21 protein-coding genes are annotated in these 24,684 nt (G+C 73.7%); 7 read left to right on the top strand and 14 right to left on the bottom strand.

Going from position 1 to position 24,684, the window contains the following annotated elements:
* Positions 1–17: 17 nt before the first annotated feature.
* On the top strand, positions 18–827 hold the full coding sequence (locus FKN01_RS11470; protein WP_143619244.1) for a class I SAM-dependent methyltransferase: 810 nt from the start codon (positions 18–20) through the stop codon (positions 825–827).
* A gap of 55 nt (positions 828–882) precedes the next feature.
* A complete protein-coding gene (locus FKN01_RS11465) occupies positions 883–1,236 on the top strand; it encodes a VOC family protein (RefSeq protein ID WP_143619242.1) in 354 nt (117 codons plus the stop codon).
* Between the two features lie 10 nt (positions 1,237–1,246).
* Here FKN01_RS11465 and FKN01_RS11460 read toward each other — a convergent pair whose 3' ends face one another.
* Both FKN01_RS11460 and FKN01_RS11455 read right to left on the bottom strand, forming a co-directional pair.
* Positions 1,247–1,783 (bottom strand): ATP-binding protein, encoded by a 537-nt coding sequence (locus FKN01_RS11460; protein WP_143619239.1) that lies wholly within the window; start codon positions 1,781–1,783, stop codon positions 1,247–1,249.
* A gap of 15 nt (positions 1,784–1,798) precedes the next feature.
* The gene (locus FKN01_RS11455; protein ID WP_143619237.1) at positions 1,799–3,766 is read right to left on the bottom strand and encodes a DUF5107 domain-containing protein; all 1,968 of its coding nucleotides are present in this window, start codon (positions 3,764–3,766) and stop codon (positions 1,799–1,801) included.
* Between the two features lie 185 nt (positions 3,767–3,951).
* On the opposite strand from FKN01_RS11455, the gene FKN01_RS11450 reads away from it, so the two are divergent.
* On the top strand, positions 3,952–4,287 hold the full coding sequence (locus FKN01_RS11450; protein WP_143619235.1) for a DUF6204 family protein: 336 nt from the start codon (positions 3,952–3,954) through the stop codon (positions 4,285–4,287).
* A gap of 108 nt (positions 4,288–4,395) precedes the next feature.
* On the top strand, positions 4,396–6,264 hold the full coding sequence (locus FKN01_RS11445) for a transketolase (RefSeq protein WP_143619233.1): 1,869 nt from the start codon (positions 4,396–4,398) through the stop codon (positions 6,262–6,264).
* A gap of 14 nt (positions 6,265–6,278) precedes the next feature.
* Here FKN01_RS11445 and FKN01_RS11440 read toward each other — a convergent pair whose 3' ends face one another.
* The 7 genes from FKN01_RS11440 to FKN01_RS11410 all read right to left on the bottom strand — a co-directional run bounded on the left by FKN01_RS11440 (position 6,279) and on the right by FKN01_RS11410 (position 13,509).
* Positions 6,279–6,827, bottom strand: a complete 549-nt coding sequence (locus tag FKN01_RS11440) for a GNAT family N-acetyltransferase (RefSeq protein WP_143619231.1) — start codon at positions 6,825–6,827, stop codon at positions 6,279–6,281.
* Positions 6,828–6,895: 68 nt separating this feature from the next.
* Positions 6,896–7,135, bottom strand: coding sequence for a DUF1049 domain-containing protein (locus FKN01_RS11435; protein WP_143619229.1), 240 nt, complete (start codon positions 7,133–7,135; stop codon positions 6,896–6,898).
* A 121-nt stretch (positions 7,136–7,256) separates the two neighbouring features.
* Positions 7,257–8,201 carry an LD-carboxypeptidase gene (locus FKN01_RS11430; protein WP_143619227.1) on the bottom strand — a complete coding sequence of 315 codons (945 nt, stop codon included), beginning with the start codon at positions 8,199–8,201 and terminating at the stop codon, positions 7,257–7,259.
* A complete protein-coding gene (locus tag FKN01_RS11425) occupies positions 8,198–10,186 on the bottom strand; it encodes a prolyl oligopeptidase family serine peptidase (RefSeq protein ID WP_143619225.1) in 1,989 nt (662 codons plus the stop codon). Before FKN01_RS11425 ends, FKN01_RS11430 begins: the two co-directional genes overlap by 4 nt.
* A gap of 24 nt (positions 10,187–10,210) precedes the next feature.
* Complete coding sequence (locus FKN01_RS11420) at positions 10,211–11,554, bottom strand: M20/M25/M40 family metallo-hydrolase (protein ID WP_143619223.1); 1,344 nt, start codon at positions 11,552–11,554, stop codon at positions 10,211–10,213.
* On the bottom strand, positions 11,547–12,380 hold the full coding sequence (locus FKN01_RS11415) for a M55 family metallopeptidase (protein WP_143619221.1): 834 nt from the start codon (positions 12,378–12,380) through the stop codon (positions 11,547–11,549). The genes FKN01_RS11420 and FKN01_RS11415 overlap by 8 nt, the downstream gene beginning before the upstream one ends.
* A gap of 127 nt (positions 12,381–12,507) precedes the next feature.
* The gene (locus FKN01_RS11410; RefSeq protein ID WP_143619219.1) at positions 12,508–13,509 is read right to left on the bottom strand and encodes an aldo/keto reductase; all 1,002 of its coding nucleotides are present in this window, start codon (positions 13,507–13,509) and stop codon (positions 12,508–12,510) included.
* 120 nt (positions 13,510–13,629) lie between these two features.
* On the opposite strand from FKN01_RS11410, the gene FKN01_RS11405 reads away from it, so the two are divergent.
* The gene (locus FKN01_RS11405; protein ID WP_143619217.1) at positions 13,630–14,520 is read left to right on the top strand and encodes a LysR family transcriptional regulator; all 891 of its coding nucleotides are present in this window, start codon (positions 13,630–13,632) and stop codon (positions 14,518–14,520) included.
* 34 nt (positions 14,521–14,554) lie between these two features.
* Here the strand turns inward: FKN01_RS11405 and FKN01_RS11400 are convergent, their stop codons facing one another.
* The 4 genes from FKN01_RS11400 to FKN01_RS11385 form a co-directional block, all read right to left on the bottom strand.
* Positions 14,555–15,274 carry a class I SAM-dependent methyltransferase gene (locus tag FKN01_RS11400; RefSeq protein ID WP_143619215.1) on the bottom strand — a complete coding sequence of 240 codons (720 nt, stop codon included), beginning with the start codon at positions 15,272–15,274 and terminating at the stop codon, positions 14,555–14,557.
* A gap of 98 nt (positions 15,275–15,372) precedes the next feature.
* On the bottom strand, positions 15,373–17,817 hold the full coding sequence (locus FKN01_RS11395) for a SpoIIE family protein phosphatase (protein ID WP_143619213.1): 2,445 nt from the start codon (positions 17,815–17,817) through the stop codon (positions 15,373–15,375).
* 155 nt (positions 17,818–17,972) lie between these two features.
* Positions 17,973–20,438 (bottom strand): MFS transporter, encoded by a 2,466-nt coding sequence (locus tag FKN01_RS11390; protein ID WP_143619211.1) that lies wholly within the window; start codon positions 20,436–20,438, stop codon positions 17,973–17,975.
* 184 nt (positions 20,439–20,622) lie between these two features.
* Positions 20,623–21,066, bottom strand: coding sequence for an SRPBCC family protein (locus FKN01_RS11385; protein WP_143619209.1), 444 nt, complete (start codon positions 21,064–21,066; stop codon positions 20,623–20,625).
* A gap of 147 nt (positions 21,067–21,213) precedes the next feature.
* Between FKN01_RS11385 and FKN01_RS11380 the strand changes: the two genes are divergently transcribed.
* Together FKN01_RS11380 and FKN01_RS11375 are read left to right on the top strand one after the other, a co-directional pair.
* Entirely contained in the window at positions 21,214–22,260 is a 1,047-nt protein-coding gene (locus FKN01_RS11380) for an Rv2578c family radical SAM protein (protein WP_143619207.1), read from the top strand.
* A gap of 117 nt (positions 22,261–22,377) precedes the next feature.
* Positions 22,378–23,961, top strand: a complete 1,584-nt coding sequence (locus FKN01_RS11375; protein WP_143619205.1) for an alpha/beta hydrolase — start codon at positions 22,378–22,380, stop codon at positions 23,959–23,961.
* Positions 23,962–24,010: 49 nt separating this feature from the next.
* Here the strand turns inward: FKN01_RS11375 and FKN01_RS11370 are convergent, their stop codons facing one another.
* On the bottom strand, positions 24,011–24,586 hold the full coding sequence (locus FKN01_RS11370) for a HEAT repeat domain-containing protein (RefSeq protein ID WP_143619203.1): 576 nt from the start codon (positions 24,584–24,586) through the stop codon (positions 24,011–24,013).
* Positions 24,587–24,684: the final 98 nt, after the last annotated feature.

The raw sequence follows: 24,684 nt of genomic DNA, 5'->3' as shown, positions 1-24,684 counted from the left end.
AGAGAGGATGCACGGCCATGCCGAAGGAGACCGCCGTCTACACCCACGGCCACCACGAGTCGGTGCTGCGCTCGCACCGGTGGCGCACCGCCGCCAACTCCGCGGCCTACCTCCTCGGCGAACTGCGCCCGGGGCTGGACGTGCTGGACGTCGGCTGCGGCCCCGGCACCATCACCGCGGACCTGGCCGCACTGGTCGCCCCGGGCCGGGTGACCGCTGTCGACACCACCGACGACATCCTGGCCCAGGCGGCCGGGGTCGCCGCCGAACGCGGCCTGGACAACGTGGAGTTCGCCGTCGCGGACGTCCACGCCCTGGATTACCCCGACGACTCCTTCGACGTGGTCCACGCCCATCAGGTCCTCCAGCACGTCGGCGATCCGGTCCAGGCACTGCGCGAGATGCGCCGGGTGTGCCGCCCGGGGGGCGTCGTCGCGGCGCGCGACAGCGACTACGCGGCGATGACCTGGTTCCCGCAGTCGCCGGGCATGGACCGCTGGGCGGACCTGTACGGCAGGGTGGCCCGCGCCAACGGCGGCGAGCCGGACGCCGGGCGCCGGCTGCTGTCCTGGGCGCGGCGGGCCGGGTTCACCGACATCACGCCCACGGCGGGCTCGTGGTGTTACGCGACGCCGGAGAGCCGGGCGTGGTGGAGCGGGCTGTGGGCCGACCGCACCGTCGGATCGGCGTACGCCGGGCGCGCGGTGGACGGCGGGCACGCCACGGAGCGGGAGCTGGCGGAGATCGCCGAGGCGTGGCGCGAGTGGGGCGGGCAGGACGACGGCTGGTTCATGGTGCCGCACGGCGAGGTGCTGTGCCGCGTCTGAGCGCGGCCGAACGGATCACATGGCGGCGGGCGGCCGACTGGCTATCCTGGCCGCCATGGAGATCCTGGGAACCACGCTGCGTATCTGCGTCGACGACCTGGAGGCCGCGGTGGGCTTCTACGAGCAGCTGACCGGCGCTCGGGCCCTCCGCTTCGAGCGCGGCGGGGTGTCCGTCGCTGCGATCAGCTGCTTCCTGCTGATGAGCGGCCCCGAATCGGAGCTGGAGATCCTGCGCAGGGTCACCGCGACCATCGCCGTGAAGAACGTGGACGAGGCCCACGCCTCCCTGACCCGGGTCGGCGCCCGCGTCCTGGCGGGCCCGGTCCCGACCCCGGTCGGCCGCAACCTGATCGCGGTGCACCCGGACGGCTCGGTCTTCGAGTACGTCGACCGCAACCTCCCCGTCTAGCCGAGACCGGTTAGCCGAGACCGGTCCGCGCCAGCACCTGGCCGGCCAGCTCATCGGTGGGCAGTTCGCCGTCGAGCACCACCGTGTCCTCCCGCAGACTGCCCACCGCCGCCACGCACTCGGCGATCCGCGCCTTCCCCCAGCGCCGCGCCGCCTCGTCGCGCTCCGGGTCGCCGGGGACCAACACCCGGTCGTGCAGACGCCGTTCGAGCACGGGCGCGGAGACGTCGAGGAAGAAGTGGCGGACCGGGACGCCCGCCTGCTCCAGGGCCCCGAAGATCTCGTCGGCGTACGCCCTGCGGACCACGGTCATCGGTGCCAGGACCGGCCGGCCGTACTCCTCGGCCAGCCCCCGGGCCAGCGAGGCCACCTGCTTGCGCCACAGCGGGATGTTCTGGAAGTCGCCGCCGGGCACCTCCACGATCTCGCGCAGCAGGAAACCGACGTGCTCCGGGTCGAAGAGGAGGGCGCCCGGCAGTCGGCGGTGGAGTTCGGCGGCCAGGGTGGTCTTGCCGCTGCCGAAGGCCCCGTTGATCCAGATGATCATGTCGTGCTCCTGCTGTCAGGCCCGCGGGCGCATCCGGTAGTCGTACGCGTCCGGCAGCGGTTCGTCCGTGAACCGGTGCCACACCTCCTCGAGGATCTCCGCGCCCTCGCGCAGATCGGCCACCTCGAAGCCCGCGTCGAACACGGCCTTCGCGGCGTCCTTCCGGCCCTCCGCGATCAGCAACTGGGCCTCGAGCAGCCGGAACCGGCCGCGCGTGCGGACCTCCGGGGGCAGACCCGTCCACACCGTGCGGGCTGCCTCGGCGCGTCCGGCCGTGAGCAGCGCCTCGATCGCCTCCCGGCCCAGCGCGGCGGTGGCCGCCGTCCACGCCTCGTCGTCGGTGCGGCGCTCCGCGCTCAGCCCCTCGAACGCCTCCGCGTAGTGATCGGCGGCCAGTTCCCGCTGTCCGCTCACCAGGGCGGCGACGGCCAGGCAGCGCAGCAGCGGCCAGCGGGTGGCGGCCGCGGCCAGACCGCGTTCCCAGCTCCGGACCGCCTGCGCGCGGTCACCGGCGTGCCACTGCGCGATGCCGAGGTGGTATTCGGTGTGCGGTTCGGCGGGGGCCGTCTCCAGCATGTCCCGCCAGTGCCGGGAGACCAGCGTGGGCCCGGGGACCGTGCTCTCGGGGCCGGGGAAGGTGCCCTGGTCCAGCAGTTCGAGCCAGGGGGCCTGCTCCTCGCCCAGCGTGTCGTCGGTGAACGGGGTGCCGGGCAGCTCGTACCGGCCGCGCCGCACCTCCAGGGCGCCCCAGCCGGACCCGGTGGCGAGGCGTTCACCCGGTTCGGTGTCGGCGTGGGCGCGCCAGGCGGTGAACGCGGCGTCCACCTCGGCGCGCGGCAGGGCGTTCGCGAGCCGCCGCTCGGTCTCGGCGCGGGCCGCCGCCCAGTCGTCGCCGTGCACGGCGCGGGGGTCGGCGGCGAGCGGCCCGTAGGACTCCAGCCAGCTGAACTCGCCGCCCGGTTCCAGCGGCACGTGTTCGAGCTGGGTGCGGGCCAGTCCGGCCTGGATCTCCGCGTAGCGGCCGGTGCCGGGTTCGGTGAGCCATTCCTGCCGGCGCCGCCCGCCGGGCCCGCTGCCCCAGAGGAAGAGCTTCCGGCCCCGCAGGAGATCGGTGGAGGTCTGGACGAGTCCGTGGCCCCGCTCGTCCAGGGCGGCGATCCAGCGGCGGGCGCCGTCGGGCACCTCGTAGAAGTAGTCGGCGGGGTACGCGCCGCGCTGCGGGTACGTGCGGTCGGTGCCGCCGCTCCCGGGGACCGGGACCCGGGTCAGGGTGCGCTCGTACCCGAAGTGCCACGCCTCGTCGGCCGGGGCGATCACCCGGGTGCCCGCGTCCTCGGGGACGGCGGTGTTGGACCACCAGTAGACGGGCGCCAGCTGCTCGTGCGGGTTGCGTATCCGTACCCCGACGTGCAGGAACGCGGAGTCGGCGGGGAGCCACAGGTCCACCTGGAACGGCAGGTCGCGCAGCCGCTCCCACTCCCAGAGCCGGAGCATCTCGCCGCCGTCGGGCGCCGGGACGAGCGCCGCGTGCACCGGGGCGCAGGAGAGCGTGGTGTGCCCGGTGGCGCCGGTGTTCCACTCGATGCCGCCGGAGAACCAGGCGCCGTTGAGCGCGAAGCCGGCGGGCTGGAGCACCGGGTTGGCGTAGACGAGGCCGCGGCCGGACGGCTTGTGGACGAGGGAGTGGACCCGGCCGCCGAGGCCGGGGAGCACGGTGACGCGCAGATGATCGTTCTCGATGACGATCGCGTCGAGGTCCGTGGGGACGCGCTCGCGCCCGTAACCGTCGAGGAGGCGGACGGGCAGGACCGTGGTCAGCGGGGCGTGGCCGAGCTGACGGGCCATGTCGCGCGGGAGTCCGGACCGGTCCCGTTCCCCGATGACGTGCGTCTCGTCCAGTGGCCGCAGCGCGGGCAGCGGGTTCTCCGGCCCGGTCGCCGCCGCGGGCAGGGTCAGGACGGCACGTCGTACGGTGGTGGCCAAGGCAACCTCGCTCCCTCGCGCGGGCCGCCACAGGTCCGGCCGCCCCCCGATGACCATGGAACACGCCGGTCGCCGCCCGGACAAGGGGTGTCTCGGCGCCCGGAATTCCGTTTCCGTCCCGCTCACCGCCCCCGTACGCTCGCTGCGGAAACCGGACGCGGCAGACGAGAGGGACAGCGCGACAGATGAGTACGCAGCACACCTACCGGGTGATCGTGCGCGGCACGTTCCAGGACCTGACGGACGCGGCGCGCGAGCGGCTGCTGGCCGAGGTCGAGGAGCACGGTCTCGCCGCGATGCAGTTCACCGAGGAGGGTTCGCTCACCTACGACCGGGTCCTGAAGCACTTCAGCTTCCGCTATGTGGTCGTCTCGGACGCCGAGGACGGCGAGGAGATGGCCGGTGTCATCGCCGAGGACCGGGCGCGGACGGCGCTGAGCGAGGCCGGGTACGGCCACGGGGAGCTGCGGTCCACGGCGACGGACATGGACACGATGAAGATCAATTACAAGCGGCGCTGACGCCGGGCCGGGCGCCCGATGGGGGGCAACCTGCCCCCGGGAGGTGATGGACCGCGCGGATCCGGGAACCCGTTCCGTCGTCCCGCCCCCACGCGAAAGGCCCGGCCCATGACCAGCGAACAGACCAGCACGCTCGGCCCCGACAGCGATCTCACCGAGGTCTTCGAGCTCGCCCAGCAGCTGCGGGTGGACTCGGTGCGAGCCAGCACCTCGGCGGGGTCCGGCCACCCCACGTCCAGCCTGTCGGCGGCCGATCTGATGGCGGTCCTCATGACCCGGCATCTGCGGTACGACTGGGACGCGCCCGAGAACCCGGCCGGTGACCACCTGGTCTTCTCCAAGGGCCACGCCTCGCCGCTCCTCTACGCCATGTTCAAGGCCGCCGGTGCCGTCACGGACGAGGAGCTGATGACGACGTACCGCCGCTTCGGCCACCGGCTCCAGGGCCACCCCACGCCCGAGCTGCCCTGGGTGGACGTGGCGACCGGCTCGCTGGGCCAGGGCATCGCCTACGGCGTGGGCATCGCGCTCGCCGGGCGGGACCTGGAGGACCAGCCGTACCGGGTGTGGGTGCTGTGCGGGGACAGCGAGATGGCCGAGGGGTCCGTCTGGGAGGCCCTGGACAAGGCCGGCCGGCACCAGCTGGGCAACTTCATCGCGATCATCGACGTCAACCGCCTCGGCCAGTCCGGCCCGACCGAGCTGGAGTGGGACACCGCCGCCTACGCGCGCCGGGTGGAGGCGTTCGGCTGCCGGGCCCTCGTGGTCGACGGCCATGACCTGACCGAGGTCGACCGGGCCCTGAAGACGGCGGCGGACGGCAGCGGCCCCACCGTGATCGTCGCGAAGACGGTCAAGGGGCGCGGGGTGAGCGAGGTCGCCGACAAGGAGGGCTGGCACGGCAAGCCGCTCCCCGAGGACCTGGCCGGGCGCGCCATCGAGGAGCTGGGCGGCGTCCGCGACCTGCGGGTGGAGGGCCCCCGGCCGCCGGAGGCCGCGCCCGCCGCCAGGCGCACCGGCGGGGCCGTGGAGCTGCCGCGCTTCGAGAAGGGCGACGAGGTCGCCACCCGGGTCGCCTTCGGCAAGGCGCTGGTGGCGCTCGGGGTACGGCCCGAGGTCGTGGCGCTGGACGCCGAGGTCGGCAATTCCACGCACTCGGAGGACTTCGCGAAGGCGTACCCGGACCGCTTCTTCCAGACGTACATCGCGGAGCAGCAGATGGTCGCCGAGGCCGTCGGCATGGCCGTGCGCGGCTTCCGCCCGTACGCGACCACCTTCGCGGCGTTCCTCACCCGGGCGCACGACTTCATCCGGATGGCGGCCGTCTCGGACATCACGATGGCGCTCTGCGGCACGCACAGCGGGGTGGAGATCGGCGCGGACGGGCCCTCCCAGATGGGTGTCGAGGACCTGGCGATGATGCGCGCGGTGCGCGGTTCGACCGTCCTCTACCCGAGCGACGCGACCTCGGCCGCGGCCCTGACCGTGGCCATGGCGGACATCGACGGGATCTCGTACCTGCGCACCACGCGCGGCGCCTACCCGGTGCTGTACGGGAGCGAGGAGACGTTCCCCGTGGGCGGCTCCAAGACGCTGCGCCACGGCGACGACGACCGGGTCACCCTGGTCAGCGCCGGGGTCACGCTGCACGAGTGCCTGGCCGCCGCCGACCGGCTGGCGGAGGAAGGCGTACGGGCCCGGGTCATCGACGTCTACTCCGTCAAGCCGCTCGACGCGGAGGCCCTGAACCGCGCGGCCCGGGAGACGGGGGCCATGGTCGTGGTGGAGGACCACCACCCGGAGGGCGGTATCGGCGAGGCGGTGCTCTCGGCGCTGGCGGCGTCCGGCAGCCACCCCGCGTTCGCCCACCTCGCGGGGAGCGACCTGCCGGGGTCGGGCACCACGGCGGAGCTGCTCGACGCGGCGGGGATCTCCCGCGACCACATCGCGGACGCGGCCCGCCGCCTGGTCGGGTAGCCGGCGTCGAGCCGTCAGCGCATCTCCGTGGTGATCGCCCAGCGTTCGTGGTCGCGCCAGGCGCCGTCGATGTGCAGGAAGTCCGGTGAGTAGCCCTCCAGCCGGAAGCCCGCCCGGCGTACGAGCGCGGCCGACCTCTCGTTGTCCGGCTGGATGTTGGCTTCGAGGCGGTGCAGGGCGAGCGGGCCGAAGGCGTGGTCCAGGACGAGGCCCAGCGCCTCGCCCATGAGGCCGCGCCCGGCCGCGTGCGCGAAGGCTCCGTAGCCGAGGGCGCCGCAGCGGAAGGCGCCGGCGACGATGTTGTTGATGTTGATGAATCCGGCGATCGCCCCGGCCCCGCCCGCCGGGTCCCGCTCGCACACGAGGAATCCGGCCCGTGCGGGGTCCTCGATGAGCGTCCCCGCGTAGGCGGCGTACGTCTCGGGCGTGGTGGGCGGGAAGAGCCAGGGCCGGTGCAGGACGGTGCTCTCGCGGGCCCTGGCGGTGAACTCGTCGGCGTCGCCGGGGGTGAAGGGGCGGATCGCCGTGCGCGGCCCCTCGGCGAGAAGGCGGGTGTCGGACATCGCCCCAGCGTAGAGCGGCCGTGCGGGCAGGGCCTGTGCACCCTGTCCGCACGGCCGCCGCCGCGCCGCTACTTGGACCGCCTGCGGAAGACATAGGCGCCGCACGCCATGCCTGCCAGGAACATCACGACCAGCCATACGTAGAGCGGCGCCGTCACCAGCGGGACGATGAGGCGGACCTCGACGTCCTTGGTGTTCTCCACGATGAACACGATCGACAGGACCGCGATCACGAGGACCAGGATGCGGGCCGGGGTGAAGGCCCCGCTTCCGCTCTTCCCGCTGCTCGACACGTCCTTCGGGCTCATGAGCAGCCCCTTTCCCGGCCCTGGTACGGCCGTCGCCCCGGGGCTCCAGCATGGCCCCGCCCCCGCCCCCACCGGCGGAGTTGTTCGGCCGTTCGGGTGACGGGGGCGGGGCTTCGGCAGGTCAGAGCAGTGCGGGCACCTCGACCGTGAGGGTCGCCGGCCCGCCGTCCGCCGGGGCGTCGAGCACGGCCGGCACCCCGAGCGGGACGGTGAGCCCGGTGGGCCCGTGGCCGAAGCCCAGCTCCTCCACGACCGGCACGCCCAGCGCGCCCAGCCGGTCGGCGAGCACCGCCCGCACCCGCTCGTACGGCCCGCACCCCGCCCACGATCCGCAGGCCACCCCGGCGACCCCGTCGAGCGCCCCGGCCCGCAGCAGCTGGGTGAGGATGCGGTCCAGGCTGTACGGGTCCTCGGTGGTGTCCTCGATCACGAGCAGCCCGCCCCGGGCCGAGCGGCGGGCGTGCGGGGTGCCCAGGTCGGCGGCGAGCAGGCTCACGCAGCCGCCGTAGGTGATGCCGCGCGCCCGCCCGGGCACCAGCGCCCTGGCGTCTTCCAGGCCCAGGGTCCGCTGTGTCTCCGGCTCGAAGAGCGTGGCCCGCAGGGACTCCTGGGTGCGCGGGTCCTTGAGGAAGGCCTCGGTCCCCGTCATCGGCCCGTGCAGCGTGGCGAAGCCGGCCCGCAGCGCGAACGCCTCGTGGAGCACGGTGACGTCGCTGTAGCCGACGAACGCCTTGGGCCCGGCCGCGCGCACCGCCGCCCAGTCCACCAGGTCGGCCATGCGGTGCGCCCCGTACCCGCCGCGCGCGCAGATCACCGCGTCCACGGCCGGGTCGCACCAGGCGTCCTGGAGGTCCCGGGCCCGGGCCTCGTCCGTACCGGCGAGGTAGTCCAGGTCCCGGTGCACGTCCAGCACATGGGGCATCGGCACCGGGTCGAGGCCCCAGCCGCGCAGGATGTCCAGGCCGGATTCCAGCCGGTCCGCGGGGACCGGCCCGCTCGGCGACACCACGGCGACCCTGGCCCCGGGGCGCAGCCGCGCCGGGCGGGTCAGCGGGGCGAGGGTCACCGCTTCAGCTCCAGGGTGGCCACATCGGGCCGGTCGAAGCCGAAGACCTGGGCGTACAGGGAGAGTTCGGACTCCAGCGCGTCGATCATCGTGCCGGCGCGGCGGAAGCCGTGGCCCTCGCCCGGGTAGCTGCGGTACGCGTGCGGGATGCCGCGCCCCTCGACGGCGGCGAGGAAGCGCTCGCACTGCACGGGCGGGCAGATGGGGTCGTCCTCGCCCTGGAGCAGCAGGAACGGCGCGGTGAGCCGGTCGGTGCGGCCGACCGGGGAGCGTTCCCGGTAGCGCTCGGGGACCTCGGCGAGGGGGCCGACCAGCGATTCCAGGTACTGGGACTCGAAGTCGTGGGTCTCGTCGGCGCCCCAGCCGGCGAGGTCGAGGATCGGGTAGATGATGGTGCCGCAGGCGTAGACGTCGGTGCCGGTCAGCGAGGCGGCGCTGGTCCAGCCGCCGGCGCTGCCGCCCCGGATGGCGAGCCGGTCCGGGTCGGCGGTGGACTCGGCGGCGAGCGTCCGGGCGACGGCGGCGCAGTCCTCGACGTCCACGACGCCCCACTGCTCGCGCAGCCGGTTGCGGTACGCGCGGCCGTATCCGGCGGAGCCGCCGTAGTTGACCTCGGCGACGCCGATGCCGCGTGAGGTGAAGTAGGCGATCTCCAGGTCCAGGACGAGCGCCGCGTGCCCGGTGGGGCCGCCGTGGGCCCACACCACGTAGGGCGGCAACTCGTCTTCGGGACCGGTGTGTCCGGGGTTGCGCGGCGGGTAGATCTGGGCGTGGATCTCGCGTCCGCCGGGCCCGGTGAAGGTGCGCAGGACGGGCTCCGGGTAGTACGCGGGATCGACGGCGTCCTCGTGCGGGGCGCCGATGATCCTGGTGTGCCCGGTGGCGGTGTCCAGCTCCACGATCTCGTAGCCGCTGTGCGGGCCCGCGGCGACGCCGGTGACCCGGGAGCCGTGCACCGTGAGCGTCGGCACCCACTCGGTCCAGGGGCCGGCGACATCGACCAGCTCGCAGGTCTCCGGATCGAGTATGCCGAGGGTGGTGGTGCCCTTGCCGTGGAGGACTGCGACCAGCCCGCTGTCCAGGGGGCGGAACCAGACGAGCCCGATCTTCCAGAGCGGCCCGGCGAACTCCTCCTCGCGCGGGCACAGTTCCCGGCTGTCACCGGTGTCGGGGTCGACCCGGCACAGGTTCCACCAGCCGCTGCGGTCGCTCGCCAGGAGCAGCCGCCCGTCGGCGGTCCACTGGACCTGCGGCACGGATTCCTCGGCGCCTCCGGCGACGGCCCGGGCACCCTGGAAGGTGCCGTCCTCGCCGATGTCCGCGACCAGCACCTCGGTGCCGTCCCAGGGCATGCGCGGGTGGTCCCAGCCGATCCAGGCGGCGCGCCGCCCGTCGGGCGACACCTCGGGGCCGGTGACGAACCGGTGCCGCCCGTCGCTGAGCTCGCGTACGGCGGACCGGTCGCCGGCCGCCGATCCGTCCAGCGGCACGGCGGCGAGCACCCGGCGCAGCGCGGTGGGCGCCTGGCCGGTGAACTCCTCCAGGACGCACCACACCTCGCCGGCCGCGCCCCGGTCCGGGTGCACGCGCGGGTCCACCCAGCGCAGCCCGCCGCCGACGGCGGAGATGGGGGTGAGCGGCCAGGGTTCGCGTGCGCCGTCCGGCTCGTAGGCGTACAGCCGCTGGTCGGCGAAGTGGACGAAGACGATCAGCGGGCCGCCCTCCGCCCGCTCGGTGCCGGCCCAGGGCTGTCCGCCGTACTCGATGACCCGGCTGCGGACGTCCCAGGGGGCGGGCAGTTCGGTGGTGGTGCCGTCGGCGGTGCGGCGGACCAGGGCGCGCCGGCCGGCTTCGGCGGGGCGCGGTTCGGTCCACCACAGCTCGTCGCCGACCGCGCCGGTGTATTCGGGCCGCCCGTCGTGGGAGGCGGCGAGCGCGGCGTCGATCGGTGAGGGCCAGCTGCCGTGGGGCTGTGCGGTGGGCATGGGTTTCGGTCTCCCCCGAGTGGTTCAGGCGGTGCGCAGGTAGTGGTCCAGGACCCGGACGCCGAAGTGCAGCGCGTCGACGGGGACGCGTTCGTCCACGCCGTGGAAGAGGGCCTGGTAGTCGAAGCCGACGGGCAGCTTCAGCGGCGAGAAGCCGTAGCCGGTGATGCCGAGCCGGGAGAACTGCTTGGCGTCGGTGCCACCGGACATGCAGTAGGGCACGACGTGCCCGTCCGGGTCGAACCGCTCGACGGCGGCCCGGAGCTTGCCGTACGTGGGTGAGTCGACCGGGGCCTGGAGGGCGACCTCGCGGTGGGCGAACTCCCAGTCGACCGAGGGGCCGGTGAGCCGGTCCAGGGTGGCGTGGAACTCCTCGTCGCCGCCGGGGACGGTCCGGCCGTCGATCTGGGCGGTGGCGTGGCCCGGGATGACGTTGACCTTGTAACCGGCGTCCAGCATCGTCGGGTTGGAGCTGTTGCGGACGGTCGGGGCGACGAGGGCCGCGGCCGGTCCGATCTTGCCGAGGAGTTCGTCCACGTCGAAGCCGGGGGCGTCGAGGTCGGGGTGGATGCCGTGGAGCGCGGCGAGCTCGGTGAGCGCGGCCCGGACCGTGGGGGTGAGCCGGACCGGCCACTCGTGCTCGCCGATGCGGGTGACGGCGGCGGCGAGCGCGGTGACCGCGTTGGCGCGGTTGACCTTGGAGCCGTGGCCGGCCTTGCCGTGGGCGGTGAGCTTCAGCCAGCCGGTGCCGCGTTCGCCGGCGCCGATGGGGTAGAGCGCCATGTCCGGCCCGGCGTGGAAGGTGAAGGCGCCGGACTCGCTGATGCCCTCCGTGCACCCTTCGAAGAGGGCGGCGTGCCGGTCGGCGAGGAAGCCGGAGCCGTCCTCGGCGCTGGCCTCCTCGTCGGCGGTGTACGCGATGACGATGTCGCGGCGGGGGCGGATGCCGGCCCTTGCCCAGAACCGGACGACGGCCAGGACCATCGCGTCCATGTTCTTCATGTCGATGGCGCCGCGCCCCCACACGGTCCCGTCCCGGACCTCGCCGGAGAAGGGGTGCACGGTCCAGTCGGCGGCCTCGGCCGGCACCACGTCGAGGTGGCCGTGGACCAGGAGGGCGGGGGCGGACGGGTCGGTGCCGGGAATCCGGGCGACCACGTTGGTGCGGCCGGGGGTGCGTTCCAGGAGCTCGGGTTCCAGGCCGGTGGCGGCCAGGCGCTCGGCGACGTACTCGGCGGCGGGGCGTTCGCGGCAGTCGCCGTCGCCCCGGTTGGTGGTGTCGATGCGGATCAGTTCGGAGGTGAACGTCACCGATTCGTCGAGCGCGAGGGCGTCGACGGAGTCCTGGGGGGCGGTCGCCTCAGCCATACTGCTCCTCCACGGCGGACGACACGATCGTCGTCACCGCCTTGAACGTGCGAATACCTTCGTACATCGTCGCGCTGGTGTAGGAGACCCGCCTCTCGCCGCTCGGCGCCACCCCGGGTACGACGGTGGCCGCCGCGGCCAGGTGCTCGGCGTCGAATTCCAGCTCCACGGTGAAGGGGCCGCCCTCCACCGGTGTGCGGCGCCCGGCCAGGGAGACGGCCCGGGCGGCGGCCGCCCGGATGTCGGCGGCGGTCCGGGCGGGGGTGCGGCAGACGGCGGCGTACCGCGACACGTAGTCCTTGACGGCGACCTTCGCCGCCTCGGGGGCGTATCCCTCGGCGTCCGCACAGGTCAGGTCGTCGCCGGTGACGAGGACGACGGGGACGCCGTACTCGGCGGCGACATGGGCGTTGAGCAGGCCCTCGCTGGCCCGTACGCCGTTCAGCCAGACCCCGGTGATGGAGTTGGCGAGGTAGGTGTGGGCGAGGACGCCTTCCGTACCGGCGCCGGTGTGGTAGCCGACGAAGGCGACCGCGTCGACGTCTCCGTGCTGGATGCCCTCGACCATGCTGAGCGACTTGTGCTTGCCGGTGAGCATCTGGACGCGGTCGTCCAGTCTCTCCAGGAGCAGGTTGCGCATGGTCCAGTGGGCCTCGTTGATCAGCACCTCGTCCGCTCCCCCGTCGTAGAAGCCGAGGGCGGCGGCGTTGACGTCGGAGGTGAACAGGGAGCGGCAGCGCTCCCACTGCGGCGTGCCGGGCAGCACGTCGGCCGGCCAGGTCACGCCGGTGGCGCCTTCCATGTCGGCGCTGACGAGGATCTTCATGCGGCCACACGGTACGCGCCGATGAACGCCCAGGCCAGGGGTGCCGGGTACGCCACAGGTCCAAACCACTGACGCCCCCGGCGGCCGGTGCGGGCCGCCGGGGGCGGGGCCGAGGGGGCCCAGGTCGTCAGCCGCGCTTGGCGCCCTTCAGCAGCTTCTCGATCCGGCTGAGTTCCTTGTCGGTGAAGTCCAGGTTCCGGACCGTTGCGACGTTGTCCTCCAGCTGGGCGACGCTGCTCGCGCCGACCACGGCGGAGGTGACGCGCCCGCCGCGCAGCACCCAGGCCAGGGCCAGCTGGGCGAGCGACTGGCCGCGCGCGGCGGCGAGTTCGTTCAGCTCGCGCAGCCGGGACACCAGGTCCGGGGTGACCGCCTCGGCCGACAGGAAGGGGCTGCTGCCGGCGGCGCGGGAGTCCTCCGGGATGCCGTCGAGGTAGCGGTCGGAGAGGATGCCCTGCTCCAGCGGCGAGTACGCGATGGAGCCGACGCCCAGTTCGTCCAGGGCGGTGAGCAGCCCGTCCTCGGGGCGGCGGTCGAGCATCGAGTAGCGCGGCTGGTGGATCAGGAGCGGGGTGCCGAGCTCCTTCAGGATGCGGGCGGCCTCGCGGGTCTGCTCGGGTGAGTAGTTGGAGACGCCGACGTAGAGCGCCTTGCCCTGGCGCACCGCCGCGTCGAGCGCGCCCATGGTCTCTTCGAGCGGGGTCTCCGGGTCGGGCCGGTGCGAGTAGAAGATGTCGACGTAGTCCAGGCCGAGCCGGGTGAGGCTCTGGTCCAGCGAGGCGAGCAGGTTCTTGCGCGAGCCCCACTCGCCGTACGGGCCGTCCCACATCAGGTAGCCGGCCTTGGTGGAGACGATGATCTCGTCCCGGTGGGCGGCGAAGTCCGTGGCGAGCGCCTTGCCCATCGCGGTCTCGGCGGAGCCGGGCGGCGGGCCGTAGTTGTTGGCCAGGTCGAAGTGGGTGATGCCGAGGTCGAAGGCCCGGCGCAGGATCTCGCCCTGGGTCTGCGGTGTCCGGTCCCCGCCGAAGTTGTGCCACAGGCCGAGCGAGAGGGCGGGCAGCTTCAGACCGCTGCGCCCGGTGCGCCGGTAGGGCATGTTCGCGTAGCGGTCGGCGGACGGGATGTACATACGGGCTCCATGGGAGGGGTCTGCTGGCCACGACCGGCCGGACTCCCCAAGGCTGGCCCACTTCGATCCAGTAGTCCAACAGGAGATTCCGCTTGGATTCAGGGCCTAGAGTTCTCAATCATGGAGTTGCGCCAGCTGGAACATTTCGTGGCCGTCGCCGAGGAACGGCATTTCACCCGCGCGGCGGAGCGGGTCGCGGTCTCGCAGTCCGGGCTGTCCGCCTCCGTACGGGCGCTGGAGCAGGAGCTGCGGACGCCGCTGTTCAGCCGGACCACGCGCAGCGTACGGCTGACCGAGGCGGGGCGCGCCCTGCTGGTCGAGGCGGAGCGCACCCTGGCCGGGGTGCGGGCCGCGAAGGAGGCCGTCGACGCGGTACGGGGGCTGCTGCGCGGGACCCTGTCGGTGGGCGTGGAGCAGTGCGTGGCCGGGCTGCGGCTGCCCCGGCTGCTCGCCGCCTTCCACCGCGCCCACCCGCACATGGAGATCCGGCTGCGCCAGGAGGGCACGGCGCGGCTGGTGGACGGGGTGGCGGGCGGCCGGCTCGACATCGCGTTCGCCGCGACGGTGGACCCGGCGGGGTGGCGCGGGGAGCTGGTCCCGCTGGCCCGGGAGCCCATGGTGCTGCTGTGCGCGCCGGGCCACCGGCTGGCGGGGGCGGACCGGGCGGCCTGGGCGGAGCTGGCGGGTGAGCCGTTCATCGACTTCCACCCGGACTTCGGTCCGCGCCGCGCGGCCGACGCGGCGTTCACGGCGGCCGGGGCACGGCGCACGGTGGCGCTGGAGGTGACCGACGTGCACAGCCTCCTGGAGCTGGTGCACGAGCAGCTGGGCGTCGCGCTCGTGCCGCACCACTTCTCCCGCAAGCCCGAGGCGCGCGGACTCGTCGCGGTGCGGCCCGAGGGTGCCGGTGAGGCGTACTACGAGAGTGCCGTGGTGCTCCCCGAGGCGCGGGCGCTCAGCCCGGGGGCGCGGGCGCTGATGGCGCTGCTGCGGGACGGGTCGGGGAGCTGAGGCCGGGGGCGGGTGGCGCCCCCGGCGTCCGGTCTCAGCCCGCCGCCAGCACGAACCACCTCGCCGGCAGGTCGATCCTGGTGCCGTCGGGCAGGTTCTCGGTCTGCGGCAGGACCGTGCCGCCGCTGTCCAGTACGGTCAGCCCGGCCGCCGCCAGCAGCCGCGGGACCTCCTCGTCGGTGGCGCTCGCCGGTTTCAGCCCGTGCTCGAAGACCCGGCGCAGCTTCGGACCCGGCCCGTCCGGGCCCTGCGCGGCGCGTTGCAGGACGTCCTTGGATGCGGGGGTCAGCTCGGCGACGAAGGCCCGGCCGCGTGCGCCGAGGAGCGTGGCGACGGCGGCGGCGACGGCCGGGCGGGCTTCGGGGTCGCTCTGGTGGATCACCGCCCGCATGTAGACGTTCGCGTCGCCGACGCGCTCGTGCAGGGCGCGCACGGCGTCGGCGTCGGTGAGGTCGAGCCGCTCGTACGCGGCGGTCTCCTCCGGGTCCGCCTTCCGCGCGTGCTCGATCGCCGCTTCCGAGAGGTCCACGCCGAGGGCGCGGGGGAAGAGGGTGGCGAGGTGGCGGGTCTGTGTGCCGTTGCCGCAGCCGAGGTCCACGACGGGCAGGGTGGTGTCGGCGTGCGGCAGGAGCAGCCGGCTGTACGGTTCGGCGCTCAGCTCCGGGCCGGAGTCCCAGATCGCGTCGCCGGGCTCGTGGGAGGTGGCCGCCCAGTAACCCTCCCACGCCTCGCGGTATTGCCGTGTCACACCCATGCGCACTCCAAGGTCCCGTCGTACCGGCTTGTTCTGCTCAGCCAGGGACTACTGCCCAGGGGTGCCGGGGGGCAAGGGTGCGGAAGGACACAACCTCCTTACGGACGGCGGCTGTTGGTGCGGGTCCTGGGCGCCCGGGGCAGGGCCAGCTCGAACCAGACGGTCTTGCCGCGCGCGGTGCCGCTGGTGCCCCACTCCCTGGCGAGGGCGCTCACCACCATGAGGCCCCGGCCGAATTCGTCGCTGTCGGTGACACCGAGGAGCGAGGCGGGGGCCGGTTCGTCGTCGCTGACCTCGCACAGCAGCGCGTCGGTGCGCACGAGGCGGAGCCCGATGTGGTGGGTGCGGCCGTGCTTGAAGGCGTTGGTGACCAGCTCGCTGACCATCAGCTCGGCCGCCTCCACCGCGTCCGGCAGCTCCCAGTCGAGGAGTTGGCCGCGCACCATGTGGCGGGCCCGGGACACCTCGCGGGGGTCCAGGGCGAGCTGCCATTCGGCGACGTCCTCGTCCGCGATGCCGTTGAGCCGGGCCATGAGCAGGGCGACGTCGTCCTTGCGCCCGCCACCGGTGTTCAGGGCGCGGATGATGGTGTCGCAGGCGTCGTCCATCGAGGCGGCGGGGTGGGCGGCGGACGCGCAGAGCGCGGCGAGCCCGGCCCCGATGTCCTGGCCGCGCACCTCCACCAGCCCGTCCGTGCACAGGACGAGCCGGTCCCCGGGGCGCACCCGTACGCCCGCGGTCTCGAAGGCGACCCCGCCGACGCCGATGGGCGCGCCGGTCGGCAGGTCGAGCAGTTCGGCCCGGCCGTCCTCGGCGCGGACCAGCACGGGCGGGATGTGACCGGCGTTGGCGATCTGGAGCTCGCCCGCGATCGGGTCGTAGACCGCGTACAGGCAGGTCGCGAGGTACTGCTCGCCCAGGCGCTGGGCCAGGTCGTCCAGGTTGCGCAGGAGCTGGGCGGGCTCCATCTCCATGGTGGCCATGGTCAGCACCGCCGTGCGCAACTGGCCCATCATGGCGGCCGAGTTGAGCCCGTGGCCCATGACGTCGCCGACGACCAGCGCGGTGCGCGAGCCGGGCAGCTTCACCGAGTCGAACCAGTCGCCGCCGATCCGCCCGAGCCGGGTGCCCGGCAGATAGCGGGTCGCGATGTCGCAACCGGCCATGCGGGGCTCGACCTTGGGCAGCATGCTGTCCTGGAGCGTCTCCGCGACGTTCTCCTGGTACGTGTACATGCGGGCGTTGTCCAGGACGAGCCCGGCCCGCGCGGCGAGTTCGGCGCCGGTGGTGCGGTCCATGTCGTCGAAGGGCTCGCGGCCGGGACGGCGCATCAGGACCATGAAGCCGAGGACCACGTCGCGGGCCTTGAGCGGCACGATGAGCAGCGAGCGGTGCGTGATCAGGGGGCGCAGGTCCCGCTTCTCGAACTCGCCGGAGATCCGGTTGCTCAGCTCCTCGCTGACGTGGGGCACGAGCACGGGCTCGCCGGTGACCATGCACTGGAAGAACGGGGTGTGTTCGGGGAAGGCGATCGCCTCGCCGACGGGCACGGTGTCGTCCCAGCGGCCCGGTTCGTCGTTGTGCTCGACCCAGACGCGGTGCCAGACGGTGGTGACGTCGGGCGGTCCGTCGGGGAAGCCCTCACCGGCCAGGACGGCGGCGCGCAGATGCGTGCCGGCGAAGTCGGTGAAGCGGGGGACGGCGGCGCTGGTGACCTCGCGGATGGTGCGTTCCAGGTCGAGGGAGGTGCCGATGCGGCCGCTCACCTCGTTGAGGAATTCCAGCCGTTCGCGGACCGCCGCGTATTCGAGGTCGAGCTCGGGGCGGGGTGCCGTGCGCGGCGGGACCGGCACCGCGTCCCCGTCGTATCGCTCCGCCCGCACCGACGGCGCTCCGGCGCGCCTGGGCACGCCCCAGTCCGGGGTGACGGGGATGCGTTCGTGGTGGCTGAACTCCAGGACCGGGTAGCCGAGTTCCAGCACCTGGGCGACGATCCCGGTCGCTTCCTGGACGCTCATGTTCGGCAGGATCTCGGGCAGCCGGGCGGACAGCTCGGGGTGACCCGGGAAGTCGGTGTGCAGGGCGAAGCCGGGGGCGATCGTACGGGCCGGCCGGTCGTCGCCGTCCTGCGCGTCGTCCAGATGCGCGCAGTCGGCGGCGAGCACCAGGAGCCGGGCCGGTCCGGGGCCGGCGAGCGGATAGGCCCACCACAGCACGTCGATCCGGCCGCGGCCGGGCTCGTCGAGGCGGGCCCGGCCCGAGGCCGGGTAGGGGAAGTCCCCGCTGAGCGAGCTGTCGAGCGCGGGGCCCTCGTCGTACTGAGCGGGAGCGCCGTCCGTCCCCAGCACACCGGAGACGGGCAGGAGTTCACCGGCGGGGCAGCCGACCGCGTCCTCGCGGGCGACGCCGAAGAGCCTTCTCGCCCCGGTCGACCAGTGCGAGACGAGCCCCTCCGCGTCGACCACGGCCACGGCGAGCGGCACGCGGCCCGCCGCGCCGTCACGCGGGTGTGGTGTCCTCTGCGGCGGCACACCGAGGTCCATGAGGGGAGGGCTCCTTCCTCACCGCGGCATTCCGCGGCGCGTGACTCCACGGTACGGGGCCGCGACCGGCGTCCGCGGGCCATCGGCGGAATCCCCCTCGGGGGTGGTGCGCCCCGCGCGCTGCGGGGCGCAACGGCTGCCCGGGCCCCGGGCGTTCAGTCCTCGTGGCCCAGCTGGAGGTCGCGCTCGGTGCGTCCGCCGCCCGCGACCTGGAGGACCGTGGCGACGGGCGGGTAGCCGGCCGCGATCACGGTGTACTCGCCGGTGGACAGGTCCACGAAGCGGAACGCGCCGTCCGGCCCCGTGGTCACGGTGTCCACGACGTTGCCCGCCGCGTCCAGGAGCGTGACCCGGGCGTCCTCGACGGGCCGGCCGGCGGTGGCCCGGACGATCCCGCGCAGCACGGCGCCGCCGGCCAGTTCGATGTCCTGCCTGGTCTCCCGGGCCGCCTGCACGCTGACCGGGAGCGCGGCGGGCCGGAAGGCCGGGGCGGAGGCGGCGAGGGTGTACTCGCCGGCGACCAGTTCCGTGATCACGTAGCCGCCCTCGCGCCCGCTGCGCGTGGAGGCGACGACCTCGCCGCGTACGTCGGTGAGGGTCACGGCCGCGTCCCGCACCGGCACTCCGTCCGCCGTGACGACGGTGCCCGCGAGCCGGCCGGCGCCGCCGAGCACCACGTCCAGCTCGACCGGGCGTTCGCCGACGGTGACGCTGACGGCCTGCGGCTGGTGGCCCCCGGCGGCGGCGATCAGGACGTACGAACCGGCGCCCGGCACGCTGAGCGCGTACCGCCCCTCGTCGCCGCTGGCGCCCCGGCCGACCTGCTGGCCCTGGACGTCGATGAGGGTGAGGGCGGCGCGCGGCACCTTCGTACCGTCGGAGTGCTGGACGCTGCCGGAGACCGGGACGCCGGAGAGGTAGCCGGCGGACGGCACGGCCGCGTCGGTGCGGGCGGAGGGGATCGGGGTGTACTCGGTGGTGGCTTCGGGTCCTGCGGTGGTTTCGGGGCTGTGGGACACCAGCGGTTTCTCCTTGAGGAAGAAGGCGAAGAACAGGCCGAGCACGAGGACCGGCACGAGGTAGAGGAAGATCCGGGGCATCGCGTCGGCGTACGCCTGGATGTAGGCGTCCCGCAGCGCGGGCTCCATCGCGTGGACCAGCTGCGGGCTGATCGACTCCGGGTCGGGGAGGTCCGCCCCGGCGGGCAGCCGGACGGCGAGCGCGTCGGCCAGCCGCCCGGCGAACAGGGTGCCGAAGACGGCGGCGCCGACGCTGCCGCCGATCTGCCGGAAGTAGTTGTTGGCGCTGGTGGCGCTGCCCAGGTCGGCGGGGCGCACGGAGTTCTGCACGGCGAGGACCAGGACCGGCATGATCAGCCCGATCCCGAGGCCGAGGACGGCCTGCGCGATGCCGTATTCGAGGCGGGGGGTGTCGGTCTCCAGCCGGGACAGCAGCCACATGCCCACCGCCGAGACCGCGCTGCCCGCGATCGGGTAGACGCGGTAGCGCCCGGTGCGGGAGATGAGCTGGCCCGAGACCACGGAGGCGCCGACGACGCCGCCCATCATCGGGAGCATCAGCAGCCCGGACTCGGTGGCGGTGGCCCCGTCGACCATCTGGAGGAAGGTGGGCAGATAGCTGGCCGCGCCGAACAGCGCCACGCCGACGACCGCGCCGACCAGGGCGGTCACGTTGAAGATCGAGTCGCGGAACAGCCGGAGCGGGATGATCGGTTCGGCGGCGCGCCGCTCCACGAGCAGGAACAGCAGAGTCGTTCCGGCAGCTCCGGCGCCCAGCCCCAGGATGGTGCCGGAGCCCCAGGCGTACTCCGTGCCGCCCCAGCTGGTCAGCAGCACCAGGCAGGTGGAGGAGGCGGCGAGGAGGGCGGCGCCGAGGATGTCGAGCCGGGGGCGCACGGTGGGCCGGGGGAGCTTGAGGACGACGGTGATCACGGCGAAGGTGATCAGGCCGAACGGCACGTTGATGTAGAAGCACCAGCGCCAGGAGGCGTGGTCCGTGAAGAAGCCGCCGAGCAGCGGCCCGGCCACCGAGGCGAGGCCGAAGGCGGCGCCGATGAGGCCCATGAACCGGCCGCGTTCGCGGGGCGGGACCACGTCCGCGATGATCGCCTGCACACCGATCATCAGCCCGCCGCCGCCGATGCCCTGGAGCGCCCGGAAGGCGATGAGCTGGTCCATGGTGCGGGACCAGCCGGCCAGCGCGGAGCCGACGACGAAGACGATGATGGCGAACTGGAAGACGCTCTTGCGCCCGAAGAGGTCACCGAGCTTGCCGTAGATCGGGAGACCGATGGTCGAGGCGAGCAGATAGGCGGTGACCGCCCAGGACATCTTCTCCAGGCCGTGCAGCTCACCGACGATCTTGGGGAGCGCGGTGGCGACGATCATCTGGTCGAGCGCCGCGAGCAGAAGCGTGAGTATCAGCCCGACGAAGATCAGCCGGATGCTGCGGGGGTCCGTCGAGATGTCGTCGGACGGGTCACCGGCGGCGCTCTCCGTCGCGGCGGGGGGCGGCGGGGGCGGGGCGGGCGCGGGCGCCGCCTCGGCGTCCCCCGGGCCGCCCGGCTCGTCCCCCTCCAACAGTGTGATGCCACCCACCACGTGCCGCTCCCCTCGTCGCGCTGCCGCACATTTCTCGCACCATGCGACAAGTGAGGGCAAACGCGACGAGGGGCTCCGGCGGCGCACTCAGGGGGCGTAATCCCCGGTCGGAGGCGCTACGGCGCACAACCGCCCCGCCGCAAAGACCACCCGAACCGGTGAGCCGGGCGGAGGCGACGCAGCGTCAGTTCTCCACCTCCGCGGCGAGGTTCGCCAGGAGCTCGTCGTAGATGCGAGCGAGGCCCTTGGGCGCGAAGGCCTTCTCGAAGAAGCCGCCGATGCCGCCGGCGCCGTTCCACACGGTCGTGACGACGGCCTTGGACCTGCCCTCGCCGGCGGGGGTGACGGTCCAGGTGGTGACCATCGAGGAATTGCGGTCCTTCTCCACGAGCTGTCCGTCGGTCGGCTCGGTGACCTCCAGCAGGCAGTCGCGCACCCGCTTGCTGGTGGCCTGGAGCTTCCAGTGGACGAGGGTGCCCTCGCCGTCGCCGCCCTCGCGCACCTCGTACTCGCTGTAGTGGGCGGGGAGCACCTTGCCGCGGACGTCCTTGTAGTCGGCCAGCGCGTCGAACACCGCCTCCGCGTCCGCCGCGATGATCCGCTCCGTCGTGGCTTCGACCTGCGCCATGCCTGCTCCTCCAGCACTCGGTTCTTCGGGTGTGCCGAGCCAATCACCTTGTGTGTCCGGCTCAAAATCCGGGCCGGGACGAAGGGGAGAAAACGATCACGGGAACACATGTTCTATTCTCGGTCCGGAACTACCGAGGAGGCGTCCATGCGCTGGGACAATCTGGCTGAAGACAACGCCAACCACCCCACGAGCGGCACGGGTGCGCTCTTCGCCGCCGCAGCGGTGACCACCCGCACCTTCGACACCCCGGAATTCCGGGGTGTCACCTTCCACGAGGTCCGGGCCCGCTCGATCGTGAACCGGGTGCCCGGTGCCTCCCGCATGCCGTTCGAGTGGACGGTGAACCCGTACCGCGGCTGCACACACGCCTGCGTCTACTGCTTCGCCCGCAAGACCCACAGCTATCTGGACCTCGACACCGGCCTCGGCTTCGACTCGCAGATCGTCGTCAAGGTCAACGCCCCGGAGCTGGTCCGCCGCGAGATCGCCTCGCCGCGCTGGCACGGCGCGCACATCGCGATGGGCACCAACGTCGACTGCTACCAGCGGGCGGAGGGCCGCTACCGCCTGATGCCCGGCATCCTGAGCGCCCTGCGCGACCACGCGAACCCGTTCTCGATCCTGACGAAGGGCACGCTGATCCTGCGCGACCTGGAGCTGCTGCGGCAGGCCGCCGAGGTCACCGAGGTCGGCGTCTCGGTCTCGGTGGGATTCACCGACCCCGAGCTGTGGCGGACCGTGGAGCCCGGCACGCCCTCCCCGGAACGCCGCCTCGACGTCGTACGGAGGCTGAGCGAAGCGGGCATCGGCTGCGGGGTGCTGATGGCGCCCGTCATCCCGCACCTCGGCGACAGCCCCGAGCAGCTGCGGGCCACCGTCCGCGCGATCGCCGCCGCCGGAGCGACGTCGGTGACCCCGCTCGTGCTCCATCTGCGCCCCGGCGCCCGGGAGTGGTTCATGCGGTGGCTGGGCCACCACCACCCGCACCTCGTACGGCGTTACGAGCGGCTGTACGCGGACGGCGCCTACGCACCCACCTGGTACCAGCGGCGCGTCACCCGTCACGTGCACGAGCTGGCCGCCGAGTACGGCATCGGGCCCTCGCACCGGGGCACCGCCCGCAGGCTCCCCCGGCGCGACCCCCGCCCGCCGCTCGACGGTCCCGGGCCGACCCAGCTCACCCTGCTCTGAGCGGGCGGGCAAACGGGTCATCTCTCACCACAACGGGTCCTTCCGGCGCCGATTGCGGGGAACATGCGGCGGGGGCTGCCCACCGCGCAGCCGTGTTCCGCCGTTCCGGGAGGCCATATGACGAACCGTTCCGTACTGCTGTGCGCCCTCGGGGCGACGGTCGCCGGTCTGGTGACCGCCGCGCCGGCCGCGGCGGACACCGCGACGCCGCGCGCCGCACCGCTCGCCTGGAAGGACTGCGGTACGAAGTCGTCGCCGACGCTGCAGTGCGCGACGGTGCGCTCGCCGCTCGACCACGAGGACCCGGCGGGCCGCCAGGTCACCCTGGCCCTGACGCGGGTGCCGCACACCTCGAAGACCTTCCAGGGCCCGCTGCTGGTGAACCCGGGCGGCCCCGGCGGCAGCGGCCTGTCGCTGGCCGCCTTCGTCGCGGCCTCGCTGCCGAGGGCGGTCGCCTCGCAGTACGACGTGATCGGCTTCGACCCGCGCGGCGTCGGGAAGAGCCGCCCGGCCCTGGACTGCCTGCCCGGGTACTTCGACCCGGTCAGGCCCGACCCCGTGCCCCAGTCCCTCGGCGGCGAGCGGGTCAGCCACAACCGGGCCCGTGACTTCGCGGCGGCCTGCGGCGAGAAGTACCCGGACCTGCTCCCCCACATGGACACGGTGAGCGCGGCCAAGGACCTGGACGTGATCCGCCGCGCGACCGGGGCGCGGCAGCTCAACTACCTCGGCTACTCCTACGGCACCTATCTCGGCGCGGTGTACGCCAAGCTCTTCCCGGACCGCGTCCGGCGCCTGGTCCTCGACTCGAACGTGGACCCCGAGGGCGTCTGGTACGAGGACAACCTCGCCCAGGACTACGCGTTCGACACCCGGCACAAGGCGTTCGCGGCCTGGGTCGCGAAGTACGACGCCACCTACCGCCTGGGCGCCGGCCCGGCACAGGTCGAGGCCGCCTGGTACCGGATGCGGGACGCGGTGAAGAAGCGTCCGGCGGGCGGGAAGGTCGGCGCGGGCGAGCTGGACGACACCTTCCTGCCGGGCGGCTACTACAACGGCTACTGGCCGGTGCTGGCCGAGGCGTTCGCCGCGTACGTCAACGACCGGGACGAGAAGCCGCTCGTCGCGGCGTTCGAACGGTTCGGCGCGGTGGACGCGGAGGGCGACAACGGGTACTCGGTCTACACGGCCGTGCAGTGCCGGGACGCCTCCTGGCCGCGCGACTGGAACACCTGGCGGAGTGACACCTGGCGGGTGCACGCGAAGGCCCCGTTCATGGCCTGGGGGAACACCTGGTACAACGCCCCGTGCGCCGACTGGCCGGTGGAGCCGCTGAACCCGGTGCGGGTCTCCAACCGCGCCCTGCCCCCGGCGCTCCTCTTCCAGGCGACGGACGACGCGGCCACCCCGTACGAGGGCGGCGTCACCCTGCACCGCAAGCTGCGCGGCTCCCGCCTGGTGGTCGAGCAGGGCGGCGGCAACCACGGGATCACCCTGAGCGGCAACGCCTGCCTGGACCGCTATCTGGCGGACTACCTGGCGAAGGGCGCCCTCCCCCGCGCCGGCCGGGGCGACGTGGACGCGGTCTGCGCGAAGACCCCCGACCCGGAGCCGGAGACCGCCAAGTCGGCCCGCCCGGCGGTGCGTCCGGACGCGGACCGGGGCAGCGTGCTGCACGGGCTGCTGGGGTTCCGGGGCTGAACCCGGGCACCGAGGGGCGCACGCGGGACGACCGCGTGCGCCCCTGCGCTCATTCGCTCCCCAGCCGGCCGAGCGCCTCCCGGGCCGCCTCCGCCAGGCGTGGCCGGGGCAGTGCCGCCTCCAGGACCGGGCGGGCGCGGGCGTCCCCCAGGGTGCCCAGGCCCTCCACGCAGGCCAGGGCGACGCGCCAGTGCGGTTCGTCCGGGGTGAGCAGGCGGGACAGGGTCTCGATCAGGGCGGGTACCGACTCCGGGGCGTTCAGCGTGGTGAGCAGGCGGACCGGGTGGAGGGCGTAGGCGGTGCGCAGCGGGTTGGTCGCGAGGGCGGCGGCGGCCCGGGGGGTGCGGGGGTCGGCCAGCCGGGCCAGGGCGTGGGCGGCGCTGACGCAACGGCCGGGGTCGCGGTGGTTGAGGAGGAGGACCAGGGGTTCGAAGGCGCGGGGGTCACCGGCGCAGCCCAGGCGGAACGCGGCGATCTCGCGGGCCCAGAGCGGGCGTTCGGGTGCGACGAGGACCCGGGCCAGCTCTTCCTCGTCCTCGGTGGCGAGCAGGGCGCGGTAGGCCGCCGGCTCCCCCGCCTCGTCGGCCAGCCGGTGCGCGAGCGACCGGAACTCCTCGTCGTCCATGACCGTCAGCGTATCGGCGGACACGGTGTGTGCCGACGGGCCCCGGAAATGTGGTGCGGCCCACAACTGACCGGGGCTGGCGCGCTCGTTACTCGCTG

The organism is Streptomyces sp. 130 (assembly GCF_007096885.1).
Lineage (GTDB): Bacteria > Actinomycetota > Actinomycetes > Streptomycetales > Streptomycetaceae > Streptomyces.
The sequence above is the reverse complement of the archived record's forward strand: the minus strand, read 5'-3'. Positions and strand labels throughout refer to the sequence as shown.